Here is a 13280-nt window from a genome sequence, read left to right as displayed (position 1 = left end):
GCCTCGGAGCGGGGCGTGTGGCAGGGGTGCACGCGACGCGAATCGGCGCCAGTAGTGCAGTACGATAGGGAGACGAACTGCCGATGAAGGTGCTCATCGCCAACCGCGGCGAGATCGCGGTCCGAATCATGCGCGGGTGCCGCGAGATGGGGCTGCTGACGGTCGCCGTCTATTCCGACTGTGACCGGCTGGCCCCGCACGTCCGCTACGCCGACGAGGCGGTGGCGCTCGAGGCGGACGAGCCGGCCGCCAGCTACCTGCACGTCGAGAAGATCATCGCGGCGGCGCGCCGCACCGGCGCCGACGCAGTGCATCCCGGTTACGGGTTCCTGGCCGAGAACGCCGGGTTCGCCCAGGCCGTCGCCGATGCCGGGCTCACGTTCATAGGCCCGCCGGCCGGGGTCATCGAGTTGATGGGCGGCAAGACCGCGGCGCGCGAGGCGGCTGGACGGGCCGGCGTGCCGATCGTGCCGGGCAGCGGCGGCCCGCTGCCCGAGGGAGCGACCGAGGCCGAGCTGCAGGAGGCGGGCGACGCCATCGGCTATCCGATCTTCGTCAAGGCGGTCGCCGGCGGGGGCGGCAAGGGGATGCGGCTGGTGCGCGAGCCGGACGGGTTGCCGCGCGCGGTGCAGGGCGCGCGGTCCGAGGCCGCGTCGGCGTTCGGCGACGGCGCGGTCTACCTGGAGCGCTGCATCGAGCGGGGCCGGCACATCGAGGTGCAGCTTCTCGCGGACGAGCACGGCGGCGTGGTGCCCTTCGTCGAGCGGGAGTGCTCGATTCAGCGGCGCCATCAGAAGGTGATCGAGGAGACGCCGTCGCCGGTGGTCCACATCGAGACCCGGCGCGCGCTCGCGTCCGCCGCGGCCCGGCTGGCCGCGGAGGTCGGGTACACGAACGCCGGCACCATCGAGTTCCTGCTCGACGAGTCGGGGAACTTTTATTTCCTGGAGATGAACACCCGGCTGCAGGTCGAGCATCCGATCACCGAGATGGTGACCGGCATCGATCTCGTGCGCTGGCAGCTCCGGGTCGCGCAGGGAGAGCGTCTGGAGATCGATCCCGAGCGGGCGCTCGCACCGGACGGCCACGCCATCGAGTGCCGCGTCTATGCCGAGGATCCGAACGCGGGCTTCATGCCGTGTCCCGGACTGCTCGAGACGCATCGTCCGCCCGAGGGTCCCGGCATCCGCGTCGACGCCGGCGTCGCGGCCGGTTTCGAGGTGCCCGTGCACTACGACTCGATGGTGGCCAAGGTGATCGCCCACGCGGCGGATCGCCGTCTGGCCATCGATCGCATGGACCGGGCCCTCGCGGAGTACGACATCGGCGGCGTGCCGACCACCGTTCCGATGTTCCGGTGGCTGCTTCGTCACGACGACTTCGTCGCCGCACGCTTCGACACCACGTTTCTCGACCGCGTGCTGGCCGGAAGGGACGGAACCGATTTCGTCGACCCGCCGGACGACGCCGAGGAGCTCGCCGTCATCGCCGCGGCGTTGTCCGTGACGCTGGGGCGCGCGGCAGTCGGGGCCGGCCCCGGCGCGGGTACGGCGGCCGGCGGGCGCTGGAAGCAGGCGGCGCGGGTCGAGGGACTACGATAGGCGCATCCGGCATGCGAATCGAGATCGAGGTCAACGGCAACGTGCGCGACGTCAGCGTCGAGCCGGATGCGGCGCGCCCCGGGCGCGTGCGCGTGTCGTGGGACGGGACGACGCGGGAGGTCGATGCGCGCCTCGTGGAACGCGATCGGCGCGGGATGCTGCTGTCGCTGGTGCGGACCGGCGCCGGCGCCGCGAGCCGGCAGGTGCGCTGCGTGCCGACCGGCCCGAACGGATTGACGCGGGTGCACATCGGCAACGTGGTCGTCGATACGGTGATCAACGGCCGGCGAGCGGCCGGGGACGCCCCCGGCGGCGCCGCGGGCGGCGCGTCGCGGCTCGTCGCTCCGATGCCCGGCAAGGTGGTGCGGGTGCTGGCGGCGCCCGGCGACCAGGTCGAGGCCCGCCAGCCGCTGGTGGTCGTCGAGGCCATGAAGATGGAGAACGAGCTGGGCGCCCCGCGGGCCGGCACGGTCACCGAGGTGCCGGTCACCGAAGGCATGTCGGTAGAGGCCGGCCGGTTGTTGGCCGCCATCGAGTGAGCGATCGGCGGACGAATCGATGCCAGACGAACCGTCGCGGCCCGGCAGCATTCTCTTCGCCGCGCCGGCCGCGGAGCAGCCGCCGGCGAAGCGGTCCGCAGCGAAGCGTGTCGACTTCGCGCCCGCGGTGAAGGCGGTCGTGTCGCGGGCGGCCGCCATCCTCGCGCGCTGGAAGCGCCCGCGGCAGACCGGTGACACGCGTTCTCCCGCCAACACGCTCCTCACCGTTTGGACACGCCAGGTGAGGCGGCTGGGGTTGCGCCCCCTGCGGTGGCGTTGGGCCCGGCGCCTGCGGCCGGGAGTGCGCCGGTCGCTCGTGTGGACGACCATCGCCGTGGTGGCGGTCGTCGCGGGCATCCTCGTCTCCGTGACCACGATCGATCTCGGGCCGAGCCTGCGCGCACAGGCGGAACGGGCGTTCGCCGACTACATCGACCGGCCGGTCACCATCGGCCGGCTCAGCACGTATGTGGCGCCGGGGCGCTTCCTGATCGAAGACCTGGAGATCGGAGGCCTCAATCCCGGCGACCGGCCGTTCTTCCAGGTGGACCGCATCGAGATCTCGACCGAGTGGGTGCCTCTGTTGCACGGCGAGGTGCTCGTGGACGCCGTCGAGCTGAGCGGCTGGCGCATGCTGGTCGAGTCTTTCTCCGACGGGCGGCAGAGCTTTCCCCGGTTCGTCCAGCCGGCGGACGGCGCCGAGGGAGCCGAAGCGACACTTCCCGCGGGCGACGCGGGCGCCGCGGCACCGGTGGCGGAGGAAGGGGAAGAGGGCCGGATCTTCGTCACCACCGTGCAGCACCTGCGCGCCTACGACGGCGAGTTCGTGTACGAGGACCACGTGGCGCCGTGGAGCATCACCGCGCCCAACATCGACATGACGCTGGGCAAATCCACCGGCTACGGTGGGACGGCCGAGTTCCGCGGCGGGACGCTCGTCATCGGCGACTTCGAGCCGATGACGATCGACATGGACGCCGACTACGTGCTCGACGGCGGTCTGGTCGATCTGACGCACATCGATCTGTGGGCCGCCGACCGCGGCTTCACGGCGCGGGTCGACGGCCATGTCGACATGCTGAGCTGGCCGGAGTCGACCTACAACGTGCGGGAGATGGCAATCGACCTGCCGGCGATGAAGGAGATCTTCTTCGCGCGGGACGAGTTCACGGTCACCGGGGAGGCCGCGTTCAGCGGTGTGTGGCATCTGTTCGAGGGCGGGCGCGAGCTGACCGGCTCGTTCGCCAGCGCGGACGCCACGCTGGCGGGACTCCGCTTTCCCGAGCTGGACGGCGATCTGGTCTGGACCCGCGACCGCTTCGAGATCACGCAGGCGCATGCCGGGTTCTACGGCGGCGAGCTCGACTTCACCTACGCGATGAAGCCGCTGGGGGTCCCCGAACCCGGCATCGCCACGTTCACGCCGCGAGTACGAGCGGCGGCCCTCGAGCCGCTGCTCGACGACCTGGGCGTGCCAGGAGCGCGTCCCCGGGGCAGGCTCGCGGGCGAGTTGAGCCTGGCGTGGCCGCTCGGCCGGTTCGCGGAGCGGCAGGGTGGCGGTGAGGTGTCGGTTGCGCCGCCGGCGGGAGTCTCCCTGTTGCCCCGGGGCGGGCTGCCGGCGCCGCGCGAGGGGTGGCCCCATGACGCGCAACCGTTCGAGCCTGCCGCGGATCCGTGGCGGTTTCCGTTCGGCGGGGACATGCGGTTCACGTTCGAGCCGGACGGCGTGGACATTGCGCCGAGCTGGTTCGCGACGCCTCTGACCGCGATGACTCTCGAGGGCCGCACCGCCTGGGGCAGGGGGTCGAGGATTCCGTTCCACGTCGCCAGCGCGGACTGGCAGGAGAGCGATCGGGTCATGGCCGCCGTCATGACGGCGTTCGGGCGCCCGACCGGCGACCTGGCGATCGACGGCAGCGGGACGATGACCGGCGTGATGCTGGGAGCGCTGACGTCGCCGCGCATCGAGGCGGCATTCGCCGGCGACGCGATCGGGGCCTGGAACGTCGAGTGGGGCCGCGGCGCGGGAGACATCGTCGTCGAGGACTCCATTCTGGAGGTTACGGGCGCCCGATTCCGCCAGACGGCGTCCAGTCTGGCCGTCGACGGCCGCTTCGCCATCGGTGCGGCGCGTTCCGGAGGCGAGCAGATCAATGCCCGGTTCGAGGTCGACGCACTACCGGCCCAGTACATCCGCGACGCCTTCGAGCTGGAGGGATACACCATCGACGGCCCGACGTACGGCCAGATCCGCCTGTACGGGGACTACGGCGCGCCGCTCGGCTTCGGGCGGATGCGACTGGGCGCGGGCCTCGCTTACGGAGAGCCCTTCGACGAGGCGGAAGCCGATCTCCGGTTCGACGGCGACGGCGTCTGGCTCAACGGCCTGACCGTACGGCAGGGAGACGGTGAGGTCACCGGGGCGATGTACGTGCAGTGGAACGGCACCTACTCCGTCACGGCCGATGCCCGCGGCCTGCAGCTCTCCGCGTCGCGGATGGCGGAGCGCGTTCCGGTGGCCGTCGCCGGACGCATCGCCGCCGCCATCTCCGGCGCCGGCGCCTTCGCGGACCCGCGTTACGAGATCCGGGGCACGATGGCCGACGTGACCATGGCGGGTGCTGCGGTCGGCGAGGTGACGGGCCGTCTCGACGTTGCCGGAGGCGTGATGAACGTCGAGCTGGAGGCGGCGTCGCCGGACGTCGCGGTTTCCGGCTCCGGCCGCATCGGGTTGGTGGACGAGGCGCCCGCCCGGTTTCGCTTCAGCGTGACCAACACCCGGCTCGACCCGTTCGCACGCGCCCTGCAGCCGGGGTTGTCGGCGATGACCGCGCTGGTGGCCAGCGGCACGGTCACGGTCGACGGGGAGCTGCTCGACCTCGATCGGTTGGGAGTCGACGTCAGGGCGGATCGTCTCGCACTCACGGTGTTCGACTTCGAGCTGGAGAACGACGGTCCGGTCCGTCTCTCTCTGGCCGACAACGTGGTGCACGTCGACCGGATGCGGTTGCGGGGCGAGGAGACGAACCTGGAGCTGGCGGGCGACGTGGCGCTGGCCGACGAGCGGTTTGCGCTGCGTGCGGAGGGCAACGCCGGGCTCGGCATTCTGGAGGGCCTGATTCCCGACGTGCGCAGCCGCGGAACGATGCGCCTGGCGGCCGACATCGGCGGCTCGCTCGATGCGCCTGTCGTCACCGGCGCGGCTCGCGTGACGAACGGCCGGGTCCGGCATCTGTCGCTGCCGCACGCACTCGACGCGGTCAACGGCCGCGTGATTCTGGAGCCGGGCGGGGTGCGCTTCGACGAGTTGACCGCGGAGCTCGGCGGCGGCCCGGTCGGCTTCGGCGGCCGGGTCGGGCTGGAGGGATACCGCCTCGGCGATCTGGATGTGACCGCCACCGGCCGGGACATCTCCCTGCGTTATCCCGAGGGCATTCGGTCCCGGGTCGATGCGGAGCTGGTTCTGCAGGGTTCCGTCGATGCGCCGACGCTGGGCGGTCTCGTGACCGTGCAGGACGCAATCTGGCTGGAGCTCTTCGAGTCCGACGGCGGACTCATGAATCTGATGGGCAACGAAACGGCGGACGGTCCGCCGGAGACCACGCTGCCCCTGCGGTTCGATCTGCGCATCTCGGCGCCCTCGAGCCTGCGCATCTCGGACAACCGGGCCCAGATCGTCGCCAGCGCCGACCTGACCCTGACCGGCACGTTGGATCGGCCGTCCCTGCTCGGCAACGCGGAGATCGAGCGCGGGCAGATCTACTTCGAGGGCAACCGGTATCGGCTGACCCGCGGCAGCGTCGGATTCACGAACCCCGTCGCGATGGAGCCGTTCCTCGACGTCGAGGCAGAGACCGACATCCGCGTGCCGGGTCAGACGTACCGCATCACCCTGGGCCTCACCGGATCGCTCGATCGGCTGGAGCCGCCGACGCTGGAGTCCGATCCGCCGCTGCAGCAGTTCGAGATCGTCGGGCTGCTGCTGGGCGACGTCCGGGACCCGCAGCAGGCCGAGATCCGCACCCTGCGGGCGCCCGAGGCGTCTCAGCAGGGGCTGTTGATGCAGGGCATCGGGGCGGGGCTCTTGAACAACCCCGTTCTGGCGGAGGTCGGGGGGGTGGTGGAGCGGTCGTTCGGTGTCGACACCTTCGAGATCACGCCGTCTCTGGACGATCCGGCGGCCCAGCAGTCGACGCAGCTCGTCCCGACCGCGCGCGTGCTGATCGGCAAGCGCATCTCCGACCGGGGGCACCTGACCTTCTCCCGCGCCGTCAGCGGCAGCAACCAGGACCTCATCGTGGTCTTCGAGTACGACGCCACCGATCGGCTGTCGTGGGTCCTGTCGCAGAACGAAGATCTGACCTACGCGCTCGACGTACGGGTCCGGCATGCTTTCTGATGCGTGGATGGGCGTTCTGCCTGCTCGCGGTTCTCTGCTGGCCGGGCGCACCCGCGCAGGCCGCGCGCGACGTGGACCGGTACGTCGGACTGAACGTCGTCGAGGTGCGGTTGACGGCGGACGGCCGGCCGTTCGACGATCCGGCCGCCCGTGAACTCGTCGAGACGCGGCCGGGCGAGCCGCTGTCGATGCGGGAGGTCCGCGAGACCCTGGCGCACCTCTTCAGTCTCGGCCTCTTCAGGGGCGTCGAGGTGGACGCCAGCGACAGGCGTGGCGGGGTCGCGCTGGTCTACGACCTGCGGTCGCTCGAAACCGTGAACCGGGTCGAGTTCAGCGGCGTGCGCGGCGTGCCGGAGGAGTGGCTGCGCCGCTTCGTTTCCCAGCGCCACGGGACGAGTTTCCCGGCCGGCGATGCCGCCGCGGTCGAGGACACCGTGCGACGTGCGTACGCCGAGCGCGGTTTCTTCACCGCACGCGTGCGCCCCGAGATTGCCGGGCCCCTTGCGAGGCGTGTTCTGCGGATGGCGATCGAGGCCGGTCCGCGGGCCCGCGTCCGACGCTGGCACATCACCGGCGAGTCGCCGGTGTTCCACGACACGATCCGCACCCGGCTCGGTCTTCGCAATCCCCGTACGCCCTACGACGGGGTCGAGATAGTGCAGCGGCTCGGCGACTACGAGGGCGACCTGCGGCGGCGCGGCTACTACGAGGCCCGGCTGTCGCACGAGATCGAGCGGCTGAGCGACGTCGATGTCGACGTGCGGCTCGCCATTCGGCGCGGGCCGCGGGTCGAGGTGACGTTCGAGGGCGACGAAGTGCCGGGGGCGCGGCTGGCCGACCTGGTGCCGATCGCCCGCGAGGCGAGCGTCGACGAAGACCTTCTCGAAGACGCGGACCAGCGCATTGCCGGGCACCTGCAGGCGCTCGGCTATGGCGACGCCGCGGTGACCCACACGCGTGACGGCGACGAGGATCGGCTCTCCATCGTCTTTCGCGTGACGCGCGGCCCGCTGTATCGCGTCCGCGCGGTCGCCGTGCGCGGGAATCAGGCGGTTGCGGACGACCGGGTCCGCTCCATCCTCGGCGTGACCACCGGCGCGCCCCTCGTCGTCCGGGAGATCGATGCGGGTCTGGCCGCCATCGAGGAGCACTACAACCGTCTCGGCTTCGCCACGGTGAGGGCCGTCCGCTCCTTCAGCGGCACGGGTGGGCGCGGCGAGGACGGAGAAGTGGAGCAACGCGTCGAGATCGCGATCGACGAAGGGTTGCGGACGATCATCGGGGAGGTGGCGTTCGACGGCGCGTCGGCCCAATCCTCCGCGGTCCTGCAGCAGGTGGTCGATGTGCGCCCCGGCGACGCGTACTACGGACCCCAGATCGAGCGTTATCGCGACGCCCTCCTGGAGTCCTATCTGAACGAGGGATACGAGCAGGCGCAGGTGATGCTGGATGCGCGGTTCGCCGACGATCTGAGCACGGTCGATCTCGTCTTCCGGATGGTCGAGGGCCCGCAGGTGCTGGTCGACCACGTGCTGATCGTGGGCAACCGGACGGTCGACAGCGCCACCATTCGCCGCGAGGTGACCCTGGCTCCGGGGGCCCCGCTCGGGCTCGACGACGTTGCGGAGACGCGCCGCCGCCTCAACGCGCTCGGCATGTTCCGGCGGATCGACATCCGCGAATTCAGTCACGGCCGCTCCGATCGGCGGGACGTGATCATCGAGGTCGAGGAGGCGGCGGCGACCCGGCTCGCCTACGGGGGCGGGTTCGAGCTGTCGCAGCGGCTCCGGCGGGAGGTCCGGGCGGCGGGCAGCCGGGCGATCGAGCGGATCGAGTTCGCGCCGCGCGGCTCGTTCGAGATCGGCCGCCGCAATCTGTGGGGCAGGAATCGCTCGATAGACCTGTTCACGCGCGTCAGCGTCCGTCGCAAGAACGACCCGCCTCTGCTCGCGCCGGTGGAGACGGGCGGCGCGTTCGGGTTCAACGAGTATCGCGTGCTCGCCACCTATCGCGAACCACGGGCGATCCGGCGCGACTGGGACGTGCAGATGTCGGGTTTCGTCGAGCAGGCGATCCGCCCCGGTTTCGATCTCTTCAGCCGGGGCGTGGCGGCGCAGGTGACGCGTTCGTCGGGCGTGGCGACGGGCACCTCCATCGGATACCGTCTCGGCAACAACGACACGTCCAACCGCGAGTTGAACCGCGAGGACGAGGACATCGTCGACCGGCTGTTTCCCAACGTGCGCCTGTCGTCGTTCAGCGCGAGTCGGGTGTACGACACCCGCGACGATCCCGTCGAGCCGGCCCGTGGATCCCTGGTGACGCTCGAGTCCGAGGTGGCCGCGCGCACGATAGGCTCCGAGGTCGGCTTCTCGAAGAGCTTTGTTTCCGGGTCGGTGTATCGCAGGATGCCCGGCGTCCCGAGAATCGTTCTGGCGGCCGGCGCGCGTCTGGGCGTGGCCTGGGGATTTCCGCGGGCCCTGGACGCCCGCGAAGACGCCCCGGAGGGACGAGTCGCGGCGGCGGGCTCGCTCGCGCTGCCGATCAGCGAGCGGTTCTTCGCGGGCGGGAACGCCACGGTTCGCGGATTCGCCCTGGACCGTCTCGGCAACCCCCGCACCGAGACCGGGGGCACCATCGACCAGGCCGGCTTCCCGCAGGGCGGCAACGCCGTGATCATCTTCAACAGCGAGTTGCGGATTCGCGTCACGCCGGCGATCGGCCTCGTCACGTTCGTGGACGCGGGGAACGTTTATGATCGAGTGGAGCACGTGAGTCTCGGTCGCATCCGGAGCGGCGCCGGGTTCGGCGTGCGCTACAACTCGCCGGTTGGGCCGCTGGGGTTCGACATCGGCTTCAAGCTCGGCGAGCGGCACTTCTTCGGTGACGAGACGAGCCCGCAACAGGAGCAGCTCATGGCGCTGCACTTCAGCTTCGGGCAGGCGTTCTGACCGCCGGTCCGGCAGCCTGCTGTTCTGCCTGCTGCTGCTCGTATCCTTCGGCTGGCCATCCGGTCCGGCGGCCCAGGTTCTCGACCGGGTGCTCGCCGTGGTGTCCGGGCAGGTGATTCTCGCCTCGGACGTGCGGGCGTTCCTCGATCTCGGCTTGCACGAGCAGGGGTTGTGGAGCGTCCGTGATCGGGAACCCGCGGCTCGCGAAGCGGCGGGCCTGAGCCGGCTGATCGAGCGCCGGCTCGCGCTCGACGAGGTCAATCGATACCGGCAGGCGGCGCCTTCGCCGGCTCGCGTCGAGCGCGCCGTGGCGGCCGTGCAAGCGCGTTTCGCCGACCCCGCCGCGTTCGCCCGCCTCCTCTCGATGGTCGGGATCGAGATGGACGATCTGCGGCAGATCCTGCGGGACGATATCCGCATCGACGAATACGTGGCGGATCGTTTCGGACGTGGCGGCCGGTTGACCGAGGTGGAGTTGCGCACCCACTACGACGCGCACCGCGCGCGTTTTCTGGAGGGCGGAGAGCCGCTTCCGTTCGAGTCCGTGCGCGACCGGGTCCGGGAAGACCTCTGGACGAACCGCCGCGCGGAGCTGGTCGCGGGCTGGATCGCCGGCCTGCTGCGTCGCGCGGAGGTGATGCGGGTGGATCCGTGAGACCGTTCCGGGGCCGTCGATGCGACGCCGACGACGTCGGGCGGGCGTGTCAGCCGGCCTGGGTTCCGGCGACGGCCAGTGCTATCTGCGTGAGGTTGAAGCCGGCATGGCTCACCATGGCGGCGACCGCGCTGCCGCGCAGGAGATAGAGCGCGCCCCAGAGGGCGCCGAGCGCACCGGTCACGATGACCGTGTCCCAGCCCTGGATGGCGTGGCCGAGGCCGAAGGCGATGCTGAAGACGACGAGGCCGATCCAGCCGCCGCCGAGATGCTGATCGAAGCGGCGCAGGATGAACGCCCGCTGCAGTTCTTCGCGCAGTCCGCCGGCCAGAACGACGACCAGGGCGAAGAACAGCGCACGTCCCGGCGTGGAGAGCATGGCGCCGAGCGGATTGTCGGGCACGTTGCGCAGTCCGGGCGCCAGCCATCCGATCAGCAGCAGCGCGCCGACCGCGCCCACGACGATCGGCGGCGTGAGCAGCACGCCGAGCGCCGCCTCGCGTTGCGGGGGACGAGCGCCGAGCACCAGTTCGCGGACCGACTCGTTCCGCGCGTGCAGGAAGGTCGTGACGAGGACGAGCACTACGACCACGTCCAGCAGCGTGAGCGCGACGATGTAGCCGAACGACGGGTCGCCGGTCGGCGAGAGCGCCGCGAATCCGGCCGCGGTCAGCAAGGCCGAGAGAACGAGCTGGGTCGGAAACCCGGAGCAGAGGATCACTTCGGCCAGCGACGGCACGACGCGGCCGGGGGCAGTTTGCAGGGGTGCGGGAACGGCCGAATCCGGTTCGGGACCCGTGTCGGGATCGGCGGCCGGTCGGTCGGGGCCGAGCCCGCGCTCCGGAGCGTCCATGCGGGGACTCTAGCATCCGCCGTGGGGATCGTGGGGTGCTGCTTTACTACGGTCCTCACGTGCCGGCGAGACGACCCGGTCCGGAACGGAGACGTGGATCGGCCACAGCCCATCAACAGCTGTTGCACAGTTTCTCAACATGTTGGGCTAGGCGGCCAGCCAGACACAACATATTGACAGTACCGTGACCTCTGGGTACAATCCCGCGCGTTGGTACGCGCGGGATTGTACCCACGTGATCGCGGTGCAGGATGAGATCAGCCGAATACCTCGCCAGTATCGACATCCCGCCTTGGAGCCGGCCATGAACCGGCGTCGGTCACTGCAATCGATACAACAACAGGGGGAGAGATGTCAGCAGGGGCTGCGCAAGACTACGTGACCCGGACGACCACGGCGATGGATCCTGAGACGCCGACGGGGACCGGGCTTGAGTTTCCCCGCGTGTTCAGCCGCGCCGGCATGGACCCCTTCGAGGAGATCGAGTGGGAGACGCGGTCGGCGGTGATCGCCAACGAGCGCGGCGATGTCGTCTTCGAGCAGCGCGGCGTGGAGGTTCCCGCGTTCTGGTCCCAGCAGGCGACCAACATCGTCGTCTCGAAGTACTTCCGGGGTCAGCTCTCGTCCCCGGATCGCGAGCGGAGCGTCCGGCAACTCATCGGCCGGGTGGTCGATACCATCGCCGGGTGGGCCGACCGGCAGCGGTACTTCGCGACGGCAGAGGACCTCCAGGCGTTCAGGGACGACCTGAAGTTCCTCCTGGTGCGGCAGAAGGCGGCGTTCAACAGCCCGGTCTGGTTCAACTGCGGCTTCGAGAAGGCGCCGCAGTGCTCGGCCTGCTTCATCAACTCGGTCGAGGACACGATGGAGTCCATCCTCACGCTCGCCAGGACCGAGGGGATGCTCTTCAAGTTCGGGTCCGGCACGGGCACGAACCTTTCGCCGATCCGGTCGTCGCGCGAGCTGCTCGCGGGTGGGGGAACCGCCTCGGGGCCGGTCTCGTTCATGAAGGGCTACGACGCCTTCGCCGGCGTCATCAAGTCGGGCGGGAAAACGCGCCGCGCCGCCAAGATGGTGATCCTCAACGCCGACCACCCCGACGTTCTGGAGTTCGTCAACTGCAAGGTCGAGGAAGAGCGCAAGGCCTGGGCGCTGATCGACGCCGGCTACGACGGCTCGTTCACCGGCCCGGCGTACAACTCCGTGTTCTTCCAGAACTCGAACAACAGCCTGCGGGTCCCGGACGAGTTCATGCGCGCCGTGGTCGACGACGGGGAATGGCAAACGCGGGCCGTCCACGGCGATCGTCGGGTCATGGAGACCCTTCGAGCCCGCGACCTGATGCGGGCGGTGGCCGAGGGGACGCACGTCTGCGGCGACCCCGGCATGCAGTTCGACACCACCGTCAACGACTGGCACACGTGTCCGCACACGGACCGCATCAACGCGTCGAATCCCTGCTCGGAGTACATGTTCCTGGACGACTCGGCGTGCAACCTCGCCTCGTTGAACCTGATGCAGTTCATGAAGCCCCACGAGCCGGGCGAGTTCGACGTCGAGACGTTCCGGGCCGCGGTCCGAACCTTGATCACCGCACAGGAGATCATCGTCGGCAACGCCAGCTATCCCACCGAGGCGATCGGGCGCAACAGCCACGACTTCCGCCCGCTCGGCCTGGGCTACGCCAACCTCGGCGCGTTGCTGATGTCGCGCGGCGTGCCGTACGACAGCGACGAGGGGCGCGACTACGCGGCAGCCATCACCGCCCTGATGACGGGTGAGGCGTATGCCCAGTCGGCCCGCATCGCGCGCGACTGCGGCGGGCCGTTCGCCGGCTACGCCAGGAACGAGCAGCCGTTCCTGCGGGTCATGCGGAAGCACCGCGACGCGCTGAAGAACGTCTCCCGGGCGCATGTGTCGGAGGACCTCCAGCAGGCGGCGGCCGACTCGTGGAACGACGTGGTCGAGCTCGGCGAGAAGCACGGCTTCCGCAACGCGCAGGCCACCGTGCTCGCGCCGACCGGCACCATCGGCTTCATGATGGACTGCGACACGACCGGCGTGGAGCCGGACATCGCGCTCGTGAAGTACAAGCGGCTCGTGGGCGGCGGCGTGATGCAGATCGTCAATCACACGGTGCCGGTGGCTCTGGCGCGGCTGGGGTATCCCGACGATCAGATCAACAACATCGTGCAGTACATCGACGAGCACGACACGATCGAGGAGGCCCCGCATCTGGATCCGGCGCACCTGCCGGTGTTCGACTGCGCCTTCAAGCCGGC

The 13280-nt window shown here is 70.1% G+C and carries 7 protein-coding genes; 6 read left to right on the top strand and 1 reads right to left on the bottom strand.

The features are described from left to right. The first annotated feature begins 83 nt into the window (after positions 1 to 83). The 5 genes from F4X11_22280 (at position 84) to F4X11_22260 (ending at position 10145) form a co-directional block, all read left to right on the top strand. The gene (locus tag F4X11_22280) at positions 84 to 1601 is read left to right on the top strand and encodes an acetyl-CoA carboxylase biotin carboxylase subunit (GenBank protein MYN67722.1); all 1518 of its coding nucleotides are present in this window, start codon (positions 84 to 86) and stop codon (positions 1599 to 1601) included. A gap of 155 nt (positions 1602 to 1756) precedes the next feature. Then, positions 1757 to 2140, top strand: coding sequence for an acetyl-CoA carboxylase biotin carboxyl carrier protein subunit (locus F4X11_22275; GenBank protein ID MYN67721.1), 384 nt, complete (start codon positions 1757 to 1759; stop codon positions 2138 to 2140). 19 nt (positions 2141 to 2159) lie between these two features. Continuing rightward, the gene (locus F4X11_22270) at positions 2160 to 6539 is read left to right on the top strand and encodes a hypothetical protein (GenBank protein ID MYN67720.1); all 4380 of its coding nucleotides are present in this window, start codon (positions 2160 to 2162) and stop codon (positions 6537 to 6539) included. Further along, a complete protein-coding gene (locus F4X11_22265) occupies positions 6539 to 9490 on the top strand; it encodes a BamA/TamA family outer membrane protein (protein MYN67719.1) in 2952 nt (983 codons plus the stop codon). The genes F4X11_22270 and F4X11_22265 overlap by 1 nt, the downstream gene beginning before the upstream one ends. Next, complete coding sequence (locus F4X11_22260; GenBank protein MYN67718.1) at positions 9423 to 10145, top strand: hypothetical protein; 723 nt, start codon at positions 9423 to 9425, stop codon at positions 10143 to 10145. Before F4X11_22265 ends, F4X11_22260 begins: the two co-directional genes overlap by 68 nt. A 49-nt stretch (positions 10146 to 10194) precedes the next feature. Here F4X11_22260 and F4X11_22255 read toward each other — a convergent pair whose 3' ends face one another. Then, positions 10195 to 10998, bottom strand: coding sequence for a CPBP family intramembrane metalloprotease (locus tag F4X11_22255; protein MYN67717.1), 804 nt, complete (start codon positions 10996 to 10998; stop codon positions 10195 to 10197). A gap of 351 nt (positions 10999 to 11349) precedes the next feature. Between F4X11_22255 and F4X11_22250 the strand changes: the two genes are divergently transcribed. Beyond that, positions 11350 to 13280 (top strand): vitamin B12-dependent ribonucleotide reductase (locus tag F4X11_22250; protein ID MYN67716.1); only part of this gene is annotated, 1931 nt, incomplete at its 3' end.

Source organism: Acidobacteriota bacterium, from assembly GCA_009861545.1.
GTDB lineage: Bacteria > Acidobacteriota > Vicinamibacteria > Vicinamibacterales > UBA8438 > WTFV01.
This window is presented reverse-complemented; position numbering and strand designations above follow the sequence as displayed.

What these genes read in the sequence shown, in the direction of transcription:
- F4X11_22280 (MYN67722.1), top strand. Translation starts at nt 84, where the DNA reads ATGAAGGTGCTCATCGCCAACCGCGGCGAGATCGCGGTCCGAATCATG.
- F4X11_22275 (MYN67721.1), top strand. Translation starts at nt 1,757, where the DNA reads ATGCTGCTGTCGCTGGTGCGGACCGGCGCCGGCGCCGCGAGCCGGCAG.
- F4X11_22270 (MYN67720.1), top strand. Translation starts at nt 2,160, where the DNA reads ATGCCAGACGAACCGTCGCGGCCCGGCAGCATTCTCTTCGCCGCGCCG.
- F4X11_22265 (MYN67719.1), top strand. Translation starts at nt 6,539, where the DNA reads ATGCGTGGATGGGCGTTCTGCCTGCTCGCGGTTCTCTGCTGGCCGGGC.
- F4X11_22255 (MYN67717.1), bottom strand. Translation starts at nt 10,998, where the DNA reads ATGGACGCTCCGGAGCGCGGGCTCGGCCCCGACCGACCGGCCGCCGAT.